The 19660-nt window shown below is 67.5% G+C and carries 18 protein-coding genes, 1 tRNA gene and 2 pseudogenes; 13 read left to right on the forward strand and 8 right to left on the reverse strand.

The genetic code is table 11. From position 1 onward, the window contains the following. Position 1: 1 nt before the first annotated feature. From K5L49_RS01065 to K5L49_RS01085, 4 genes are all read right to left on the reverse strand, one after another. Positions 2-655, reverse strand: coding sequence for a DedA family protein (locus K5L49_RS01065; RefSeq protein WP_223690198.1), 654 nt, complete (start codon positions 653-655; stop codon positions 2-4). 15 nt (positions 656-670) lie between these two features. After that, entirely contained in the window at positions 671-2197 is a 1527-nt protein-coding gene (locus K5L49_RS01070) for a glycosyltransferase family 39 protein (protein WP_223690199.1), read from the reverse strand. Positions 2198-2366: 169 nt separating this feature from the next. Then, a complete protein-coding gene (locus K5L49_RS20335; protein WP_308116495.1) occupies positions 2367-3365 on the reverse strand; it encodes a sensor histidine kinase in 999 nt (332 codons plus the stop codon). After that, entirely contained in the window at positions 3362-4027 is a 666-nt protein-coding gene (locus K5L49_RS01085; protein ID WP_223690200.1) for a response regulator transcription factor, read from the reverse strand. Before K5L49_RS01085 ends, K5L49_RS20335 begins: the two co-directional genes overlap by 4 nt. A gap of 161 nt (positions 4028-4188) precedes the next feature. Here K5L49_RS01085 and K5L49_RS01090 point away from each other — a divergent pair, with 161 nt between their 5' ends. The 3 genes from K5L49_RS01090 (at position 4189) to sufU (ending at position 6757) form a co-directional block, all read left to right on the forward strand. Beyond that, complete coding sequence (locus K5L49_RS01090; RefSeq protein ID WP_223690201.1) at positions 4189-4953, forward strand: COG4705 family protein; 765 nt, start codon at positions 4189-4191, stop codon at positions 4951-4953. 92 nt (positions 4954-5045) lie between these two features. Further along, the gene (locus K5L49_RS01095; protein WP_223690202.1) at positions 5046-6323 is read left to right on the forward strand and encodes a SufS family cysteine desulfurase; all 1278 of its coding nucleotides are present in this window, start codon (positions 5046-5048) and stop codon (positions 6321-6323) included. Continuing rightward, complete coding sequence (gene sufU, locus K5L49_RS01100; RefSeq protein WP_223690203.1) at positions 6320-6757, forward strand: Fe-S cluster assembly sulfur transfer protein SufU; 438 nt, start codon at positions 6320-6322, stop codon at positions 6755-6757. Before K5L49_RS01095 ends, sufU begins: the two co-directional genes overlap by 4 nt. Positions 6758-6785: 28 nt before the next feature. Here the strand turns inward: sufU and K5L49_RS01105 are convergent, their stop codons facing one another. After that, a complete protein-coding gene (locus tag K5L49_RS01105; RefSeq protein WP_223690204.1) occupies positions 6786-7289 on the reverse strand; it encodes a MarR family winged helix-turn-helix transcriptional regulator in 504 nt (167 codons plus the stop codon). A 39-nt stretch (positions 7290-7328) separates the two neighbouring features. Here K5L49_RS01105 and K5L49_RS01110 point away from each other — a divergent pair, with 39 nt between their 5' ends. After that, positions 7329-8249 (forward strand): DMT family transporter, encoded by a 921-nt coding sequence (locus K5L49_RS01110; RefSeq protein WP_223690205.1) that lies wholly within the window; start codon positions 7329-7331, stop codon positions 8247-8249. Here K5L49_RS01110 and K5L49_RS01115 read toward each other — a convergent pair. Further along, a complete protein-coding gene (locus tag K5L49_RS01115) occupies positions 8159-9124 on the reverse strand; it encodes a Dyp-type peroxidase (protein WP_223690206.1) in 966 nt (321 codons plus the stop codon). The two genes, K5L49_RS01110 and K5L49_RS01115, sit on opposite strands and share 91 nt — an antisense overlap. Before the next feature lie 430 nt (positions 9125-9554). Here K5L49_RS01115 and K5L49_RS01120 point away from each other — a divergent pair, with 430 nt between their 5' ends. The 4 genes and pseudogenes from K5L49_RS01120 to K5L49_RS01135 all read left to right on the forward strand — a co-directional run bounded on the left by K5L49_RS01120 (position 9555) and on the right by K5L49_RS01135 (position 13450). Continuing rightward, complete coding sequence (locus K5L49_RS01120) at positions 9555-10853, forward strand: quaternary amine ABC transporter ATP-binding protein (RefSeq protein WP_223690207.1); 1299 nt, start codon at positions 9555-9557, stop codon at positions 10851-10853. Further along, positions 10853-11669, forward strand: a pseudogene (locus K5L49_RS20615) (ABC transporter permease); the annotation flags it as partial. The gene K5L49_RS01120 and the pseudogene K5L49_RS20615, both read left to right, overlap by 1 nt. 140 nt (positions 11670-11809) lie before the next feature. Further along, positions 11810-12577, forward strand: a pseudogene (locus K5L49_RS20620) (glycine betaine ABC transporter substrate-binding protein); the annotation flags it as partial. Between the two features lie 9 nt (positions 12578-12586). Next, a complete protein-coding gene (locus K5L49_RS01135) occupies positions 12587-13450 on the forward strand; it encodes a metal-dependent hydrolase (RefSeq protein WP_223690208.1) in 864 nt (287 codons plus the stop codon). A 22-nt stretch (positions 13451-13472) separates the two neighbouring features. On the opposite strand, the gene K5L49_RS01140 is transcribed toward K5L49_RS01135, so the two are convergent. Continuing rightward, positions 13473-14111 carry an MBL fold metallo-hydrolase gene (locus tag K5L49_RS01140; protein ID WP_223690209.1) on the reverse strand — a complete coding sequence of 213 codons (639 nt, stop codon included), beginning with the start codon at positions 14109-14111 and terminating at the stop codon, positions 13473-13475. A gap of 95 nt (positions 14112-14206) precedes the next feature. Continuing rightward, on the reverse strand, positions 14207-14389 hold the full coding sequence (locus tag K5L49_RS01145; protein WP_223690210.1) for a hypothetical protein: 183 nt from the start codon (positions 14387-14389) through the stop codon (positions 14207-14209). Positions 14390-14460: 71 nt separating this feature from the next. Here K5L49_RS01145 and K5L49_RS01150 point away from each other — a divergent pair, with 71 nt between their 5' ends. From K5L49_RS01150 to K5L49_RS01170, 5 genes are all read left to right on the forward strand, one after another. Further along, positions 14461-16248: a heavy metal translocating P-type ATPase gene (locus K5L49_RS01150; RefSeq protein WP_223690211.1), complete on the forward strand. Its 1788-nt coding sequence runs from the start codon at positions 14461-14463 to the stop codon at positions 16246-16248. A 142-nt stretch (positions 16249-16390) separates the two neighbouring features. Further along, on the forward strand, positions 16391-17287 hold the full coding sequence (locus tag K5L49_RS01155) for a diacylglycerol kinase family protein (protein ID WP_223690212.1): 897 nt from the start codon (positions 16391-16393) through the stop codon (positions 17285-17287). Between the two features lie 75 nt (positions 17288-17362). Continuing rightward, positions 17363-17438, forward strand: a tRNA-Glu gene (locus K5L49_RS01160). A gap of 321 nt (positions 17439-17759) precedes the next feature. Then, a complete protein-coding gene (locus K5L49_RS01165) occupies positions 17760-18848 on the forward strand; it encodes a TerC/Alx family metal homeostasis membrane protein (RefSeq protein WP_223690213.1) in 1089 nt (362 codons plus the stop codon). Beyond that, positions 18845-19657, forward strand: coding sequence for a PP2C family protein-serine/threonine phosphatase (locus K5L49_RS01170; RefSeq protein WP_223690214.1), 813 nt, complete (start codon positions 18845-18847; stop codon positions 19655-19657). Before K5L49_RS01165 ends, K5L49_RS01170 begins: the two co-directional genes overlap by 4 nt. Positions 19658-19660: the final 3 nt, after the last annotated feature.

Consider the following 19660-nt stretch of genomic DNA (forward strand, 5'->3'; position numbering starts at 1 on the left):
GTCAGACCTCCTGACGCGCCCGCAGGCGCACGATCACGGCCCGCGTCACAACCGGCGCGACCGAGAGAACGACGATCGCGACGAGGATGACGTCGAGATACCGGGCGACGAAATCGGCGACGCCCGGGATGTGGCCGAGTCCGTAGCCGAGAAGGATGACGCCGGTCGCCCAGACGGCCGCTCCGACGATGTTGGCCACCGTGAACACCCGGCGGCGCATCCGTCCGACGCCGGCCGCGACCGGTGCGAAGGTGCGCACGACCGGAACGAAGCGGGCGACGACCACCGCCCCCGAGCCGAAGCGAGTGAAGAACCGTTCCGTGCGTTCGACACTGGCGCGGCTGAACAGTCCGGACTCCCGGCGCTCGAATACGGCGGGCCCGCCGCGCCGGCCGATGCTGTATGCGACCTGGTCGCCCAGGACCGCCGCCACGGTCACCGCGAGCACGATCAGCCACAGCGGTTGCGGGATATGACCGGTGAGCGTGAGAACACCGGTGAAGAAGAGCAGCGTGTCGCCGGGCAGGAAGAAGCCGATCAGCAGCCCGGTCTCAGCGAAGACGATCGCGCACACTCCGAGCAGCGCCCACGGGCCGGCCGCGTCGATCAACCCTTGCGGGTCGAGGATGCCGGTATGGAGGGAACTGGGGAACATCGCGGTCCTTGTCTGTCAGCGCTGCAATTGAAGGATCTGGGAAGAGTGGGTGCGCACGGCGGCCCCGGCCGGGCTGAACCCCAGCGCTTCCAGGCTTGCGAGACCGTACGTGTCGGGGGTGCCGCTGCTCGCATCCTCGATGAGCCAGACCCGGCTCACGCCGGTGAACCGGCCGAGCGATGCGGTCTGCGGCACGGTATAGGCGCGGTCGTACCACGTGCTGCTGCTCGTGAACGGCGTCTTGAGGGCGACGTCGTCGAGCCCGGCGAAACCGGCCGGATACGCGTGCATCGCGAGCCGGGGACGGTGGGACGGCTTGGCGGTCTCGTCGAACACGACGGCGTCGCCCGGCCGCGCCTCGGCACCGATGGTCGCGCTCACTTCGGCCCAGTCGCTGCCATTCTTCGCGTACGGCGTGCGTTGGGCGACGAACACGGGAAGGACGAGGCCGAGCAGCACGATGCCGGCGGCGATCGGCAGCCAGCGGGCCAGCCGGGCCGTGCGCTGGAGGCCGACTGCGATGAGTAGGGCGGCTGCGGGCGCGCAGAACGACACATAGCGGGCGGTGAAGTCGGGGGTCGCCGCGTGTGCGGCGATCAGGATGCCGGACGGCAGCACGAGCCAGAGGCCGGCCACGACGACGAGCGATGGTACGCGACGGTCGCCCGGTGTGACGGAACGTTTCCGCCAGCGCCACTCCGAGACGACGGCGACGGCGATCAGCGCCCAGGCGGCGATGGCGAAGGGCCACGCTCCGAACCACAGGGAACTGAACAGGGTGGTGAACGAGAGCTGGTCGGTGTTCGAGAGGTAGGAGATCTGCCCGCGCTCGAGAAAGGCGGCTATCCCGAGGGGCGCGCAGGCGACCGCGGCGAGGCCGACGGTGATCGCCCACCGCGCGAACAGCGCCCGATTCGCCCGGCTCACCAGCAGGATCACCAGGTGCACGACCACGAACAGCACGAGGTAGAGGAAGACGTAGGTGCCGACGGCAAGCAGCGCGCCATAAGCCGCCCACCAGATCCGGCGTGGACGCTCGCGGCGCAGGATCTCGATCAGCACGAGTGTGAGCCAGGCGGCGAAGGCCGCGCTGAACGCGTAGGAGCGGGCCTCCTCACCCATGTATGTCACCCGGGGGAGCATCACGCAGACCACGCCGGCGATCACGGCGAGGCGACGATCGGTCAGGCGCCAGGCGAGCGCCACTGTGGCCATCGTCGCGAGGCCGACGGCGATGGCGCTCGGGAAGCGGAGCGCGAACGGGGATATCCCGAAGAAGTGGATCCACACGTGCAGGCCGAGGTAGTACGTGCCGTGCACGGCGTCGACGTGTCCGAGCATCTGGAACAGCGAGGGTAGCGGTCGTTCGGCGGAGAGGAGACTGGCGACCTCGTCCCCCCAGAGTGACGGGATCCAGGAGCCGGCGGCCGAGATCGCTGTGGCGAGGATCCCCAGGGCGGCGGCGACCAGCCACCGCTCCGACAGCGCATCGCGGAGGGTCGGTCTGGCCTCGCTCTGAGTGCGGGCGTCGACGAGAATCATCTGGCACCCTCCTCTGCTGAACCCCCTGGTGCATTCACTAGTTCAGCCGAGCAGGTCTCAGAAACGTCCAAGAGTCATCACGATGAACATTCGATGCCTGGTGGCTGAGAGAACTCAGAGCCGCGGCGCCCGCGATCGGCCACTGGAGGCACTCGCATTCAGTGAACGTTCAGGAAAGCGACGCCTCGGGAAGCACGAGTTCGAGCACGGTTCCCCGGGGGCCGGTCTCCGCGACCGTGACGCTTCCGCCGTGCCGCACCGCGATCTCCCGCACCAGCGCCAATCCGATGCCGAAACTGAGTCGTTGTGTCGGCGAGGTGTGCTGTCGGGGAGCGCGGGCGAACCGGTCGAAGATCCGCTCAGGTTCGATGCCCTGAATGCCCGGCCCGGCATCGGCGACTCTCAGAATGACCTGCCGGTGGGCGGAGCGCACGGTCACGAGAACGGTCGACCCGTCGGGGGCGTGCGTCAGGGCATTGTCCAGCAGCGCTGTCGTGCAACGCTGGATTCCCGTGGCCGGGACCAGAGTGGAGGGGTCGCCCTCCGAATCGAGCGCGATCTCGATACTGCGCTGCCCGGCGAGCATCCGCATGGCGTTGACGGCCTTCGCCACGGGAGCGACCACTGGCGTCGCGGCGGCGGGGTCGTCTTCCCGACTGTCGTCGGCGGCCAGCAGGAGATCGTTGACCACATCGATGAGAGTGCGAGTGTCCGCGCGGAGTTCCGCCACGACGTCCGTGGACGGGTCGGCCGGTGGAAGCGAACGCTGCAGCAACTGCAACCGGGCGTCGAGCACCGCCAGCGGCGTGCGCAGCTCGTGGCTCGCATCCTGTACGAAGGTGCGCTGGATCGCCAGGGCCCGACCGAGCGGATTGACCGCGCGCCGGGTGATCACGAGGCTCAGCGTGCCCGCGACAGCGACGGCGAGCACTCCGAGCACGACGAACGCGAACAGTGCCTCGGTGCTGTCGATGTAGATCTTGTGCTCGCCTGGGCGCGGCTTCTCCTCCAACTCGGCGGGCCGCAACTGGTCGAGCACGAAGAAGAACGCGAACCCGATCGCCGCGACCACGAGTGCTCCAGACGCGATCGTGATCTGCAGGCCCACGATGCGCGACGCCCTCCGCACGGCGACCGCGTCGATGTCGCGTTTCGGTCGCCGGGTCACGGCTGGCCCAACCGGTAGCCTTCGCCGCGAACGGTGGCGATCAGGTCGCGGTCAGTCTTGCGACGCACGTAGTGCACATAGGTGTCGACCGTTCCCGGCTGCTCGTCGGCTTCGAACACCCGGGTCAGGATCTGCTGGCGGCTGAACGTGCGCAGCGGGCTCTCCGCGAGCAGCCGCAGCAGCTCGCTCTCCCGCACGGTCAACTGGATGCGCCCCTCATAGGGCGAATAGATGCACCGGCTCTCCGGGTAGAACTCCCACGAACCGACCGGGATCGCCTCGCCTTCCCCGGTGAACGTGCGGGTGAGCGCCCGCAGGCGGGCGAGCAATTCGTCGAACTCGAACGGTTTGACGAGGTAGTCATTGGCTCCGGCGTCCAAGCCGTTCACCCGATCGCCGACCGTTCCCAGCGCGGTGAGCATCAGGATCGGGGCGACGACACGGCCGGATCGCAGCCGCTCGACCACGGTGAGACCGTCCATGCCCGGAAGCCTCCGATCCACGACGAGCGCATCGAACGAGCCGTCCAGGCCGAGGCGCAAGCCCTCCTCGCCATCGACGGCGAGCACGACCGAGTACGTCTCCTCCAGCACGTGCCGGATGATCGGACCCAGCTGTGGATCGTCCTCGATCAGGAGGAGGCGTTGCCGTTCACTCTCCATAGTCTGACAACCTTACCCAGCATCCCCGCGGGCCCTCTCCGCGCTCCAGTGTCGGCGCCCGGACGCAAGAAGTCGCTAAGAATGCCAGGATCGCACGGATTCTCAGAGGAATCTTGGCCGCGCGGTGACAGGGTTCCGGGATGCGCAACAAGGTTCCTGAGGTGACCGCGGTCTTTTGGGTGGCGAAGATCCTGACCACCGGCATGGGCGAGACGACCTCCGATTTCCTGGTGCATCGGTTCGATCCGCCACTCGCGGTCGCAGCTGCCGCGGTCGTCCTCGCGGCGGCACTGGCCCTCCAGTTCACCCGCTCGCGGTACATCCCCTGGGTGTACTGGCTGACGGTGCTGCTCGTCGCCGTGTTCGGCACGATGGTGGCCGACGTCATCCACGTGCAGTTCGGGGTTCCGTACTTCGCCTCGTCGATCGGGTTCCTCGTGGTACTCGCCGCGGTCTTCGCGCTCTGGTTCGGCACGCAGCGCACGGTGTCGATCCACCGGATCGATACGCGCGCCCGTGAACTGTTCTACTGGGCGACGATCGGGGCGACGTTCGCCCTGGGCACCGCGCTCGGCGATCTGACCGCGACGACGTTCGGGCTGGGGTACTTCGTCTCGGGTGCGCTGTTCACCATCCTCTTCGTGCTGCCCGGGGTGGCCTTTCGCTGGTGGCGGTTGAACGCCACCGTGGCGTTCTGGGCGTCGTACATTTTGACCCGTCCCCTCGGCGCGTCGTTCTCCGACGGGATCGCCCTGCCGCCGGCCCGAGGCGGCCTCGGGGTCGGCGACGGCATCGTCAGCCTCGTGCTGTTCTCGGCACTCGTCGTCTGCGTGATCTGGATGACCTGGCGCGGCGCCCGGCCCGCTGAGCGCACGGCGGCGGTGCCGGAACACCTCGCATCGACCGAGCCGCGCGCCGGTCTGTAGGCGGCGCGCGCAGCGGCGGGAATGCCGCCGGGCTCCCGGCGCTTGCAGTCAGGGCAAGTAGAGTTCTTCGTAAGGAACCCCTGGTCTACAGAATGCGCACAGACACACTCGACATCGCCCGCCTCCGCGCGGACTTCCCGATCCTCGGCCGCGAGGTGAACGGGCATCCGTTCGTGTACCTCGATTCGGGCGCCACTTCCCAGAAACCGTCGGCCGTACTGGATGCGGAGCGCGCCTTCGTCGAACAGCTCACCTCGGCGGTGCACCGCGGCGCCCACACCGTCGCAGGCGAGGCGACCGAGTTGTTCGAGGAGGCAAGGGCGACGCTCGCCCGTTTCGTCGGCGTGGCCGCCGACGAGATCGTGTGGACCTCGAACGCCACCGAGGGGATCAATCTCGTGGCCTACGGCCTGTCGAACGCCTCCGTGGGGCGCGGCGGCGCGGCCGCCGCGCGGTTCCGGCTGGGGCCCGGCGACGAGATCGTGGCGACCGAGGCCGAGCATCATGCCAACCTCGTCCCCTGGCAGGAACTCGCCGCGAGGACGGGCGCGACGCTGCGGGTGATCGGGCTGAACGACGACGGGCAGCTGAGGCTCGACGAAGCGGCCGAGCTGATCGGCCCGCGCACCAAGGTGGTCGCCTTCGCGCATGTCTCGAACGTGCTCGGAGCGATCAACCCCGTCGCCGAGCTGGTGGCTCTTGCGCATGTGGTCGGCGCGCTCGTCGTGCTCGACGCCTGCCAATCCGCTCCCCACCTCCCACTCGACCTGCGCGAGCTCGACGTGGACTTCGCCGTGTTCTCGGGGCACAAGATGCTCGGACCGACGGGTGTCGGCGTGCTCTACGGTCGCAAAGAGCTGCTCGACGCGCTGCCGCCCTTCCTCACCGGCGGGTCGATGATCACCACGGTCACCCTCGACGGGGCCGACTATCTGCCTGCGCCGGCACGTTTCGAGGCCGGAACACAGCGGGTGTCGCAGGCGATCGCGTTGGCAGCGGCCGCCGACTATCTGACGAAGGCGGGCCTTCCCGCGATCGCGGCCCACGAACAGGAGCTCGGCGCCCGGATGCTCGACGGGCTCGGCGCGATTCCCGGGGTGCGCATCCTCGGGCCCGATCGTGACGTCGCCCGGGTCGGACTCGCCAGCTTCGTCGTCGACGGCATCCATTCGCACGACGTCGGTCAGTTCCTCGACGACCGCGGCATCGCCGTGCGGGTCGGCCACCACTGCGCGCAGCCGGTGCACCGACGCTTCGGCGCGACGGCGAGCACACGGATGAGCGCGTACCTCTACACGACAGCGGACGAGGTGGACGCCGCCGTTGCGGCGGTCGCCGACGCCCGCACGTTCTTCGGAGTCGATCGATGAGCTCAGCCGACCTCCAGAACCTGTACCAGCAGGTCATCCTCGACCATGCGAAGCAGAAGCACGGCTTCGGGCTGCGCGAGGGCGCCAGCGCGTCGTCGCATCAGCTCAATCCGACCTGTGGCGATGAGGTCACGCTCAATCTGCACCCTTCGGCGGACGGCGGCGTGGCCGCGATCAGCTGGGAGGGGCACGGCTGCTCCATCTCGACAGCCTCGGCGTCGTTGCTCGCGGCCGTCGTCGCCGACGACTCCCGCGAGCAGGTGACCGCCCGCATCGCCGCGTTCCGCGAGCTGATGCAGTCGAAAGGAACGATCGATGGCGATGAGGAACTGCTCGGAGATGCCGTCGCCCTCGCTGGCGTCTCGCGCTACGTGACCCGCATCAAATGCGCCATGCTGCCCTGGGTCGCCCTGGAGGACGCACTGCGCCACTGAGGTCGACGCGGCCTGGGAAGCGTGCTCCTCATTCGAAGGCAGCCAGCCAGCGGGTGAGGATTTCTTCCAGGCGACCGGCGTCGTCGGGGGAGAGCAGGTCGACGAGGCGGCGTTCGTTGGCCATGTGCCGCGCGAAGGCTTCGTCGATCGTCGCACGGCCGAGATCGGTCAGCGCGACGACGCGACTCCGCCCGTCGGTCGAGTCAGCGCGGCGGGTCACGAGGCCAGCCTTTTCGAGCCGGTCGATGCGTTTGGTCATGCCACCGGTCGTGATCATGGTGTGCCCGGCCAGTTCGCCGGGGCTCCGTTCGAAGGGCTCGCCCGCGCGCCGGAGGGCGGAGAGCACATCGAAGTCGCCTTCACTGAGACCGTATTCGGCGTAGACCGCGACAAGTTCCCGAGTGAGGTGATCGGCCACGCGGTGCAGGCGACCGATCACTCCCGGCGGGCGAACGTCGAGGTCGGGACGTTCGCGCGCCCATTCGGCCTGGATGCGGTCGATGCGGTCGGGTTCGACGGATTCTGCGGCCATACGCCCACTTTACCTTTCCGGGAAGATAAAATAACTTCCATGGAAGCTAAATGGATCTGGATGCTCGTGACCGCCATCGCACCGCTCGCCTGGGGATCCACCTACTACATCACCAACGCCGTGCTGCCGCCCGGTGAACCGCTCTGGGGGGCCGTGATCCGTGCCCTTCCGGCGGGCGTGCTGCTGTACGTGGTGCGTCGCCGCCGCCCGCGCGGGGCCTGGTGGTGGCGATCGGCAGTGCTGGGCGTGCTCAACACCGGTGGGTTCTTCGCCCTGGTCTACGCCGCCGCGCAATTGCTGCCGTCGAGTATCGCCTCGACGCTGATGGCCACCTCACCGCTGGCCATGATGGGCTTCGGCCGGCTGTTCCTCGCGGAGCGACCGCGGCTGCTCGCACTGATCGGAGCAGTCATCGGAGCCATCGGCGTGACCGTGATGCTCTGGGGTGGCGGAACGGGCGTGCATCCGCTCGGGATTCTCGCGTCGCTCGCCGCAATGCTGCTGTCGTCGATCGGGTACGTGCTCGCCACCCGCTGGAGCGACGGTGTCGACGTGTTCTCCTCGACCTCGTGGCAGTTGCTCGCCGGCGGGCTGATCGTCGTTCCGTTCGCTCTTGTCGTCGAGGGCGCGCCGCCGCACCTCGATGCGGCGGCGCTGGCCGGATTCGCCTACGTGACCGTCATCGCCACCGCCGTGGCGTTCATCGCCTGGTTCTCGGGCCTGCGGCATCTCGGCGCCGGCACGGTCGGCCTCATCGGTCTGCTCAACCCGGTGGCAGGGGTGGTGCTCGGCACAGTCGTCGCCGGCGAGACGCTCGGTCTGCGCCAAGGGGTCGGCCTGGCGATCGTGCTCGGCGGCATTCTGCTCGGTCAGTCGGCGAGGGCGTCCAGAAAGTCGCGGGTCGGAGCGAAGAACGTCGTTCCGGTCGCGGCAGTGGAGAAGTCGAGGATGCGGTCGTAGCTGCCCACCGGATCGCCCACGAACATCCGCTGCAGCATCCGCTCGATCACCCACAGCTCGCCGGAATACCCGATGAAGTAGGTCCCGAATTCGCCGTGACCGGCTCGGCCGAACGGCATGTTGTCTCGCAGGATGTCGTGCTCGACGCCATTCTCGTCGGTGATGGTCGCAAGGGTCTTGTGCGACTTCTGACCGTGATCGGCATCGTCGAGCTCGACATTGTCGAGCTTCGTGCGGCCGATCACACCCTCCTGCTGCTGGGTCGGCACCGAACCCCATTTCGCCAGGTCGTGCAGATACTTCTGCACCACCACGTAGCTTCCGCCGGCGTAGTCGGGATCCTCGGCACCGACCTGCGCGGCCCCCGCGATCTCGGTTCCCGTGGGATTCGCGGTGCCGTCCACGAAGCCGAGCAGGTCGCGCGAGTCGAAGTAGCGGAAGCCGACGACTTCATCCTCAACCTCGACCGCATCGCCCAAGGCATCGAGCAGCAGCCGCTCGAACTCGAAACAGAAGTCGCTGCGTTCAGCACGGATGTGGAACAGCAGGTCGCCAGGGGTCGCGATCGCCGCGTGGGCCGAACCGGCGATCTCGATGAAGGGATGCAGCTCGCGGGGTCTCGCTGCGCGGGTCAGAGGCGTCCAGACGTCGGCCCCGATTCCGACGTTGCACGAGAGATGTGCGTTCAGATCGCGGAAGCCGACGGTCTTCACCAGACCGGAGAGGTCCGAGAGCACGTCGCGCACCGTCGCCAGCGACTCGGCTCCCGCGGCGAGCCGCACGACGAGGAACACGGCCGAGCGAGACAGAGGCGCGTCCACGCTCTGCGCTTCGATCGGAACGCGCTGCCATCCGTGGTCGGCTGTGTCTGTCATATCGTCGAGTCTGCCCGACTCGCGCCCCGTTCGGGGGAGAAAGTTCGAAACAATCCGCGCCCCCGTGAGATCGGCACGAGGGCGGCGATCGCAGCACATGCCGATGCAGGCATACAGGCCGGGATCCCGAATCCCGATTGGCTTTGAGGTCTCACAGGTTGATACGGTCGAGGGTGTCCTGGTCTGCCGGAACGGCGGTCGCCGGGGCCGCAAACCCAGTCCGCGGGCCGGGCGCCCGGTGGTCGTGAGACCGGAATCGGTCGCGTTCGCTCCGTAAGGTCGGGCGGTGTGGGCGCACCCCGAGGTCGCGCCGGCAGCCGGTGACTCGCGAGTCGAAGAGAACTCGCTTGAGGCTCCGCCTGCTCATGCTGCAGACCCGGGCGCAACCACGGAGCACGCCGGGATCGTCCTGGCGCGCCGCGGAGAACAAGTGAGCGAGTCTGTCGCCGTCGAGGCACGGAACCTATACAAGATATTCGGACGGAAACCCGGCGACGTCGTGCGCCGATTGCAGGGCGGGGCCACCCGCGACGAAGTCGCCGGCAGCGGCACCGCTGCGGTGATCGATGCCAGTTTCACCGTGAAGGCGGGGGAGATCTTCGTGGTCATGGGGCTGTCCGGCTCCGGCAAGTCCACCCTGATCCGGCTGCTGAACGGGCTGCTGGAGCCCACGAGCGGCCAGGTCGACGTGATGGGAACGACCATCACGGGCACATCGGCGAAGCGACTACGGGAAGTGCGTCGACGGCACATCTCGATGGTCTTCCAACATTTCGCGCTGCTGCCGCACCGAACGGTGCTCGACAACCTCGCCTACGGGCTCGAGGTGCAGGGCATCCCTCCGGCCGAACGACGCGAGCGGGCTCAGAAGGTGCTCGATCTCGTCGGACTCACCGGATGGGGCGACACGCTTCCGGGCGAGCTGTCCGGGGGGATGCAACAGCGGGTCGGGTTGGGTCGCGCCCTCGCCGCCGACACCGATGTGCTGCTCATGGACGAAGCGTTCTCCGCCCTCGACCCGCTCATCCGGCGCGAGATGCAGGAACAGCTGATCGAGTTGCAGGCGCAGCTGGGCACGACGATCGTCTTCATCACGCATGATCTCAACGAAGCAATGTTCCTCGGCGACCGCATCGCCGTCATGCGCGACGGTCGCGTCGTTCAGATCGGAACGCCGGAGGAGATCCTGATGGATCCCGCGAACGACTACGTCGAGAGCTTCGTGCACGACGTCGACCGGGCGCGAGTGCTCACCGCGGCGAGCGTGATGGAGCCCGTGCGTGCGCTCGTCACCGTCGCCGCGGGCCCCCGCGCCGCTGTGCGCACCATGCGCGACCTGCAGACCTCGGCGGCTTTCGTCGTCGGGCACGGCCGTCGCCTGCTCGGCGTCGTCCGCGACCGGGACGTGATGCGCCAGGTGCGCGAAGGGCAGGGCGATCTGCAGGCGGTGATCCGGGAGGACATCGCTTCGGTGTCGCGCGATGAGGTGCTCAGCGACATCGTCGGGCTCTCGGTCGAGAGCGAACTCCCGTTGGCCGTCGTGGACGACAAGACGCGGCTGCTCGGGGTCATCCCGCGTGTGACCCTGCTGGCGGCGCTCGGCAATGTGACGAGCTCCACCACGGAGATCCCGGTCGTCGTGCAGCCGGCCACGACCATCCCGATCGATGTCATGAACCAGACCTTGCGCGACACCGCGCCGGGCGTTGCTGTCGAGGGGGTGCGCTGATGGGCATCCGTCTGCCGCTCGGCGAGTGGGCGACCAGCGTCGTCGACTTCGTCACCCAGTTCTTCAGCCCGGTGTTCGACGTCGTCCGTACGGTGTTCACCGGGCTCTACGACGGCACCGACTGGATCCTCCAGACCCCGCCGTTCTGGGGCATCATCTTGATCTTCGCCGCCCTGGGTGTCTGGCTGCGCGGGTGGGTGTTCGGCGTCGGAACGGCGGTCGGCCTGCTCCTGATCGTCGGCGTCGACCAGTGGTCGAACGCGATGGACACCCTCGCGCTCGTGCTCGTGGCGGCGGTGATCGCCATCGCGATCAGTGTTCCGCTCGGGATCCTCGCGGCCCGCGACAAGACCGCTTCGGCGATCATCCGACCGATCCTCGACTTCATGCAGACGATGCCCGCATTCGTCTACCTGATCCCCGCACTGATCCTGTTCCGGGTGGGCGTCGTCCCCGGGATCGTCGCGACGATCATCTTTGCGATGGCGCCCGGTGTGCGGCTGACCGAGCTCGGCATCCGGGGTGTCGATCGCGAGATCGTGGAAGCAGGAAAGGCCTTCGGATCGTCTCCGCGCCGCATCCTGCGCCAGATCCAGCTGCCGCTGGCCATGCCGTCCATTCTCGCGGGGGTGAACCAGGTGATCATGCTGTCGCTCTCGATGGTCGTCATCGCGGGCATGGTGGGCGCCGGTGGCCTCGGCCGAGACATCGTGCAGGCGCTCAGTCGAGTGGATGTGGGTCTCGGCTTCGAGGCCGGCCTCGCGGTCGTGATCCTCGCCATCATCCTCGACCGGCTCACAGCGGCTGCGGGCGCGGTTCGGAAACGGTCCGGCGCGAACGCCAGAGTGCCGCGCCGGATCGCCATCGCGATCGGAACGGTCGCGGTCGTCGCCATCGCCGGCAGCGGGATCGCCGCGGCGGTTCAGCACACCGGCGGCAAGGGCGAGATCACGGTCGCGGTGTTCAACGGCTGGCCCGAGGGCGAGGCTGCCTCGTACCTCTGGAAGCAGGTGCTGGAGAAAAAGGGGTACCAGGTCACTTTCGAGTATGCCGACGCCGGCCCCGCGTTCGCCGGGTTGAGTACAGGAGACTACGACGTGGCCCTCGACGGCTGGCTGCCGACGACGCACGCGGCGTATCTCGACAAGTACCGGGACTCGCTCGTGGATCTCGGCGCCTGGAACAAGGAGGCCACGCTGACGATCGCCGTCAACAAAGACGCCCCGATCGACTCGCTCGACGAGCTCGCGGCCCACTCGGCTGAATTCGGCGACCGTCTCGTCGGCATCGAACCGGGAGCGGGTCTGACCGAAGCGACACAGAACAAGGTGATCCCGGAGTACGGACTGGGCAAGCTGGACTTCGTCACCTCGTCGACGCCGGCCATGCTTGCCGAGCTGACCAGCGCGATCAAGAACAAGGAGAACATTGCCGTCACGCTGTGGCGACCGCACTGGGCGTACGACCAGTTCGACCTGAAAGACCTGAAAGACCCGAAGAACACGCTGGGAACGGCGGAGTCCATCCACTCGATCGCGAGCACGGGCTTCGAGAAACGGTTCCCGGAGGTCGCCGGCTGGATCAAGGGATTCAAGCTCGACTCCGACCGGCTCTATTCGCTCGAGAACGCGATGTTCAACGGCGCGAAGCCCGGCGACTATGACCGGATCGTCACCAGGTGGATGCAGGAGAACCAGAAGTACGTCGACTCGCTCACGTCGTAGCCTGGGGGGATGAGCCTTCCCCGCCAGGACACCTTCGTCAGCTATCCCGACGGCGCCGTCACCTCCACGGGCACGGTCGTGCATCTGGAGCTGCTGGCGGACGGCCGGGTGGTCGTCGTGCTCGACCGCACGGCGTTCCACCCGGTCGATCCGGTCTGGCCGGACCAGCCGGCAGACACGGGGACGCTCGAGATGAACGGTGTCGCGCATCCTGTGCTCGACGCGGTCGTGGGCGCCACCGACGGCAGCACCCTCTTCGTAGGTGACGCACCGGTGCGAACCGGAACGGAGGGCTGGGCCTTCGTCGTCTGCCACGTCGTGGGCGACGTCGCCGGTATCGACATCGGGGCGACGGCCACTGTGACGGTCGACGCGGATGCGCGGCACGCGCTCTCAGCCGGCCACACCGCCTGCCACCTGGCATCCCTGGCGCTGAACGAAGCCCTCGCCGGACTGTGGACGAAAGAAGTTCCGCTCGACGCGCGCGGCTTTCCGAATTTCGACCAGCTCGCGATCGTCGAGTCGCGCATTGTGGCGGGCGGCTCAGTCGACCGCTACCGCATAGGCAAGAGCCTGCGCAAGAGTGGGTTCGCCGCGGTCGAGCTCGAGCCCAGGCTGGCCGGGGTGACCGCCCGCGCCGACGAGCTGCTGGCCGGCTGGGTCGCATCCGGTGCTCCGGTGACGATCGCCCGCGCCGGCGACGGCTTGGGCGATCGTCGCACCTGGCGTTGCGAGCTTCCGGAGGGTGTCGTCGAGATCCCGTGCGGCGGTACGCACCTCGCCTCATTGGCCGAGCTCGCCTCGGTCACCGTCTCTCTCGACCTCACCACGGCCGACGGCGCTCTCGAACTGACTCTCCGCACCACGACCTGACGTCACCCGCCCGCGGCCGTGATCAGATGTCGAGCGAGTCGCCGGGCTCGAGGGCGATGAATTCACCGCCGCCCTGCTCCGTCGCCCACTTCACGCGGCCGTTCGCCATGTCTTTTCCGGCGCGGGCGAGCACCATCTCGTGGGTCGTGAAGCTGCGCTTGGGCTTGACGGCGAGCACGTAATCGATCGATTCCGCAATCTTCAGCCAGGGTGCGCCCGCCGGAACCGCGAGCAGATCGACGTCGACACCCTCGGGGATCGTGAACGAGTCGCCACCGTAGTAGAGCTCGTCGTTGATGAGGACGCCGACGTTGTCGACGATCGGGATGCTGGAGTGGATCACGGCGTGCTTCTCGCCGAAGAATCGCAGGGTGAACGGTCCGGCCTCGACGGTGTCTCCGTTCGACACGACGGTGACGTCGAAGTCACCGGCGGCCGCGGCTACCCCGGCCGGCGCGAAGATCGGGACCTCGGGGTTGAGGTCGAGGATGCGGTTCAACTGCTCCGGAGTCCAGTGGTCTGCGTGCTCGTGGGTGATCACCACAGCCGCCGTGTTGGCGGTGTCGGTGAGCGGAGAGGTGAACGAGCCGGGGTCGACGAAGAGCTTCTTTCCGGAGTCTTCGAGGAGGAGGGCGGCATGTTCGAATTTCGTCAGTCTCATGGCTCCAGGAAATACCCATTCCGTTGTCGCTGCAACTCCTGGAGGAATATACCCGGGAGGGGTATCGTTGTGTCGTGGATATGAACGAGATGACGTCATCCGAGCACACGGACCACGAGCCCCACGCCGACCACGCCGACCACGCCGACCATGCCGGCCACTCCGATCACGCCGGCCACGATCCGGTGGTCTTCCGCCGCAAGTTCTGGCTCACCCTGGTGCTCACCGTGCCCACCATGGTGTTCTCGCCCGGCCTCCAGGAGATCCTCGGCCTTCACGGCCCCCGCTTCCCGGTAGTCAATTCATCCCGGCGGTCTTCGGCATTGCGATCTTCTTCTACGGCGGCCTCGTGTTCCTCCGCGGTGCGGTCGACGAGCTCCGCTCGCGCCGCCCCGGAATGATGACCCTGATCTCGCTCGCGATCGTCGTCGCGTTCGGCTACAGCCTCGCCGTGACCTTCGGCCTGCACGGCATGGATTTCTGGTGGGAGCTGGCCACGCTCATCCTGATCATGCTGCTCGGTCACTGGATCGAGATGTCGGCAGTGATGGGCGCGCAGGATGCTCTCGGGCAGTTGGCCAAGCTGCTGCCCGACGAGGCGGAGCGGGTCATCGGGGGAGTCGACGGCGCGACCGAGACGGTGCCCGTCGGCGCACTTTCGCTCGGCGACCTGGTGCGCGTGCGGCCGGGCTCGAGCGTTCCCGTCGACGGTGAAATCGTCGACGGTCGCTCCGACCTCGACGAGTCCCTCCTCACGGGTGAGTCGAAACCTGTTTCGCGTACGGTCGGTGAACAGGTGATCGCGGGGAGCATTTCGGGAACGGGATCGCTCGTGGTGCGGGTCACCAAGCTGGGCGGCGACACTGCGCTGGCAGGGATCATGCGACTCGTCTCGGACGCCCAGGCGAGCAAGTCGGGCACTCAGGTGCTTGCCGACCGGGCGGCGGCGTGGCTGTTCTACGTGGCGCTGGCCGCCGCATCCCTCACCCTCGTCGTGTGGGCGATTCTGCGACCCGGCGACCCATCGTTCGTGCTGGAACGCGTCGTCACCGTGCTCGTCATCGCGTGCCCGCACGCGCTGGGGCTGGCCATTCCTTTGGTGGCCCAGATCTCGACGGCCATCGGGGCGAGGAACGGTCTGCTGATCCGCGATCGGCACGCGATGGAGGATGCCCGGCTGATCGACGTGGTGCTGTTCGACAAGACAGGCACGCTCACGGAGGGGCGCCAGGGTGTCGTCGCCGTCGTCACGGCGGACGGCCAGCCCGAGAATGCGGTGCTTTCGCTCGCGGCATCGGTCGAGGCCCCCGCAGAGCACCCGATCGCCCGCGCCATTGTCACCGAGGCGAAGACGCGCAGGGTGGCGCTGGTGCGCGCGGACGAATTCGAGGCGCTCGGAGGTCGCGGGGCGACCGCAGTGATCGACGACGTGTCCGTCACGGTCGGCGCACCCCGCCTGCTCGCGGAACGCGGTCTCGCTCCGTCAGATCGCCTCGCCGAGGCCGCCCGTGAAGCGGCGGGCCGGGCCCAGACGGTCGTGTACGTGATCCACGGCAGCGAGGTGATCGGATTCATCTCACTGGCCGATGTCGTGCGCGCCGAATCGGCCGAGGCCGTGCGGCTGCTCCACGATCGCGGTGTGCGGGTGGCGATGCTCACCGGTGATTCGCGCGAGGTCGGTGAAGCCGTCGCACGGCAGCTCGGCATCGATGAGGTCTTCGCGGAGGTGCTGCCCGGCGACAAGGCGGCCACCGTTGCGCAGTTGCAGAAGGACGGCTCGCGGGTGGCGATGGTGGGCGACGGCGTCAACGATGCTCCTGCCCTCGCCCAGGCGGATGTGGGGATCGCCATCGGTGCGGGAACGGATGTCGCCATTGAGTCGGCCGGGATCGTGCTCGCCTCGAGCGACCCGCGCGGTGTGGCCAAGGTGATCACGCTTTCGGCTGCGACCTATCGCAAGATGCTGCAGAACCTGGCCTGGGCCACCGGCTACAACGTGGTCGCGCTCCCATTGGCGGCCGGCGTGGCGACCGGGATCGGCATCCTGGTGTCGCCGGCGTTCGGGGCTGTGCTGATGTCGGTCTCGACGATCGTGGTCGCACTCAACGCCCAGCTGCTCCGCCGTATCCGCATCTAGCCCGCTCTGCCGGAGAGGCCTGCGACACGCCATCGGAAGATCCGCCCCGAAGGATCTTCCGATGGCGTGTCGCCGGCATTCTCCGTGGTGGCGGGAGCGCCGGGGGAGCCGAGGCCGTGCCGCTCCGCCATAATCGTGAGCTATGGTCTCCCTCACCATCGTCGTCGCCATCAACCCGATGGCGTCATTCGGTCATCGGCGCGAGGTCGGCCCCCGGGCGGTGGCGCGACTGACCGAAGCCGGTCACACGGTCGTCCAGATCGACCAGCCGAACATCGAGCTGCTCCGGCGCGAGACAGCGCGCGCGGTGGAGGCCGGTGCCGATGCGCTCGTGGTGGTCGGCGGCGACGGCATGGTCAACCTCGGTGCGAACATCGTGGCGCAAACGCCGGTGCCACTCGGGATCGTGCCGAGCGGCACCGGCAATGACGTGGCCGACGGGCTGGGGATCCCGGTGAAGGACACCGAGGCGGCGATCGATGCTCTGCTCGGTGCGCTCGGCCGCCCACCCAGAATCATCGACGCCGGCCGGATCCGGCACGGTGAACTGTCCACCTGGTTCGTGGGGGTGGTGTCGGCCGGTTTCGACGCGATCGTCAATGAGCGCGCCAATCTGATGACACGCCCGCGAGGCCGCAGCCGCTACATCGTCGCGTTGCTGCGTGAGCTGGCGACCCTGCGCCCGATCCCATACGAGATCGTCGCCGACGGTGCACCGTGGACGACAGAGGCACTGCTCATCTCGGTGGCGAACAACCGCTCGCTCGGCGGCGGGATGCGCATCGTGCCGCATGCGCTCCTCGACGACGGGATGCTCGACCTCTTCGTCGTGACGCCGATGTCGCGTTTCGCGTTCCTGCGGGTCTTCCCCAAAGTTTTCTCCGGAAGACATACGACGCTGCCGCAGGTCTCCTTCCGCACGGTTCGCACCCTCACGCTGGACGCCCCGAACGTCATCGCCTACGCCGACGGGGAGCGGATCGGGCCGTTGCCGGTGGAGATCTCCGCCGTCCCGGGCGCCCTCGGCGTGCTTGTCTGAGCCGCCACGCCCGGATGCCCGCCCCGTTTTGGAACCCGTGTCGGGAATGTGGCATACTCATTGAGTTGCAAAAACGGCCCCATCGTTTAGCGGCCTAGGACGTCGCCCTCTCACGGCGGTAACGCGGGTTCAAATCCCGCTGGGGTCACCAACAGCCCGGATACCAGTCATTCACTGGTGTCCGGGTTTTTTCGTCTGGTCGATGCCGGCCCGGTTCGCGCGGCGTGCGTGGAGTGGCCGATATTCATCCTGCAGAACGGACGCGACCACCGGGTCACAGTCCGGTGCGGGATGACGGGGAGGTTCCTGTAGAATAGGAGACGCGAAGGGGAGTATCCCGGACGGCCCAGCAGGGTCGGCGCTGTGCACGTCATCACGGATCGGTTCCGATCCCGGGCACGGCGGCACCCGATTCTTGGGTGCGGGAGAGACTTTCGGTCCGCTATTCAGCGCCCTTCGAAAGGTTTTCCCCGTGGAGCTTGCTCTTCCTGCTTGGTTCGAGATCGGGTCGTTCATCGTCCTTCTCCTGATTCTCGCGTTCGACCTGTTGATCGTGTTCAAGCGGCCGCACATCCCGAGCCCCAAGGAGTCGACACTGTGGGTGTCGTTCTATGTGGCCCTGGCGCTGGTGTTCGCCCTGCTGATGTTCCTGATCGGGGATGCGGAGCACGCCGGGCAGTTCCTTGCCGGCTGGCTCACCGAGTACAGCCTCAGCATCGACAATCTGTTCGTGTTCGTGATCATCATGAGCCGGTTCGCGGTGCCGAAGAAGTACCAGCAGGAAGTGCTGATGGTCGGCATCATCATCGCGCTGGTGCTGCGGGGCGTCTTCATCATCCTCGGAGCGCAGCTGATCGCCAGCTTCAGCTGGATCTTCTACATTTTCGGAGCGTTCCTGCTCTACACCGCGATCCATCAGGCCCTCAGCAAGCACGACGACAGCGAAGGCCAAGAAGACAGCGCCTTCATCCGTTTCCTGCGCACCCGGCTCAAGGTGTCGAACCAGTTCGAGGGGTTCAAGCTCCGGACATTGGTGGACGGCAATCGCATGTTCACCCCGCTGATCATCGTCTTTCTGGCGCTCGGCACCACCGACCTGCTCTTCGCTCTCGACTCGATTCCCGCGATCTTCGGAATCACCCAGAGCCCGTTCATCGTCTTCGCCGCGAACGTGTTCGCGTTGATGGGACTGCGGCAGCTGTACTTCCTGCTCGGCCACCTTCTCGACAAGCTCGAGTACCTCAAATACGGGATCGCGTTCATCCTCGCGTTCATCGGTGTGAAGCTCGTCTTCCACGCGATGCACGAGAACGAGCTGCCCTTCATCAACGGGGGTGAGCACATCAGCTGGGCGCCCGACATCGGCACGCTGACGTCGCTCGTGGTGATCATCGCGGCCATGGCTGTCGCTACGATTGCAAGTCTGGTGAAGTTGAAGCTCAGCGGCACCAGCGTCGCCGCGGCCATCCACGGTGACGGCCCGGACGACGCGGACGACTCGGATGAGACCGGATCGACGCCGGCTCCGGCCCGCACCACTCGGGAGGAATCCGGTCCATGACGTCAGCCGTCGACGTGAGCGTGCGCAGCGATGTCGGGGTGGTGCGCTCGGTCAACGAAGACAGCATGCTGGCCGTCGACCCGGTGTTCGTCGTGGCCGACGGGATGGGCGGTCACGCCCGCGGCGACGCCGCGAGCCAGGCGGCCGTGGCGACGCTCGCCCGAGTGCTCCCCGCGGGCGCCCGGCCGACACCGGATGAGGTGATCGCCGCGATCGACGAGGCGAACACGGCAGTGCGTGCGCTCTCGGGCGCTGAGGAGTCTGGTATCGCCGTCGCCGGCACCACGCTCACCGGGGTGGTGCGCGTGCGCGTCCCCGACAACGGTGAGCAGTGGATGGTCGTGAACGTCGGCGACTCCCGGGTCTACCGGTGGAACGGACGGGAGCTCGACCAGCTGACCGTGGACCATTCGGCCGTGCAGGAGCTGGTGGATGCTGGCTTGATCACGGTGGCTCAGGCCGCCGTGCATCCCGAGCGGAACGTGATCACTCGAGCGCTCGGGGCCGAAGACCTGGTCGACACCGATGTGCTGCTCGTGGAACCGCGTGGCCGTCAGACTTTCCTCATCTGCTCGGACGGTCTCACGAAGGAGCTCGACGACACCGAGATCGCGCGCATCCTCGCCGACACACGCGGCGCGTATGCCGCGGATGCGCTCGTCGAGGCTGCAATCGAGGCCGGCGGACGCGACAACGTGACGGTGGTCGTGGTTGAATCGGTGACCGGGGAGGCCGACTCGGCTGCCGAAGACACCCGCGACCGGGTCGAGGAGACCGGGTCGATCGAAGACACCAGACCGAGAGGGTAGGTT

Source organism: Leifsonia poae (genome assembly GCF_020009625.1).
In the GTDB taxonomy this organism is placed as follows: Bacteria; Actinomycetota; Actinomycetes; order Actinomycetales; family Microbacteriaceae; genus Leifsonia; species Leifsonia poae_A.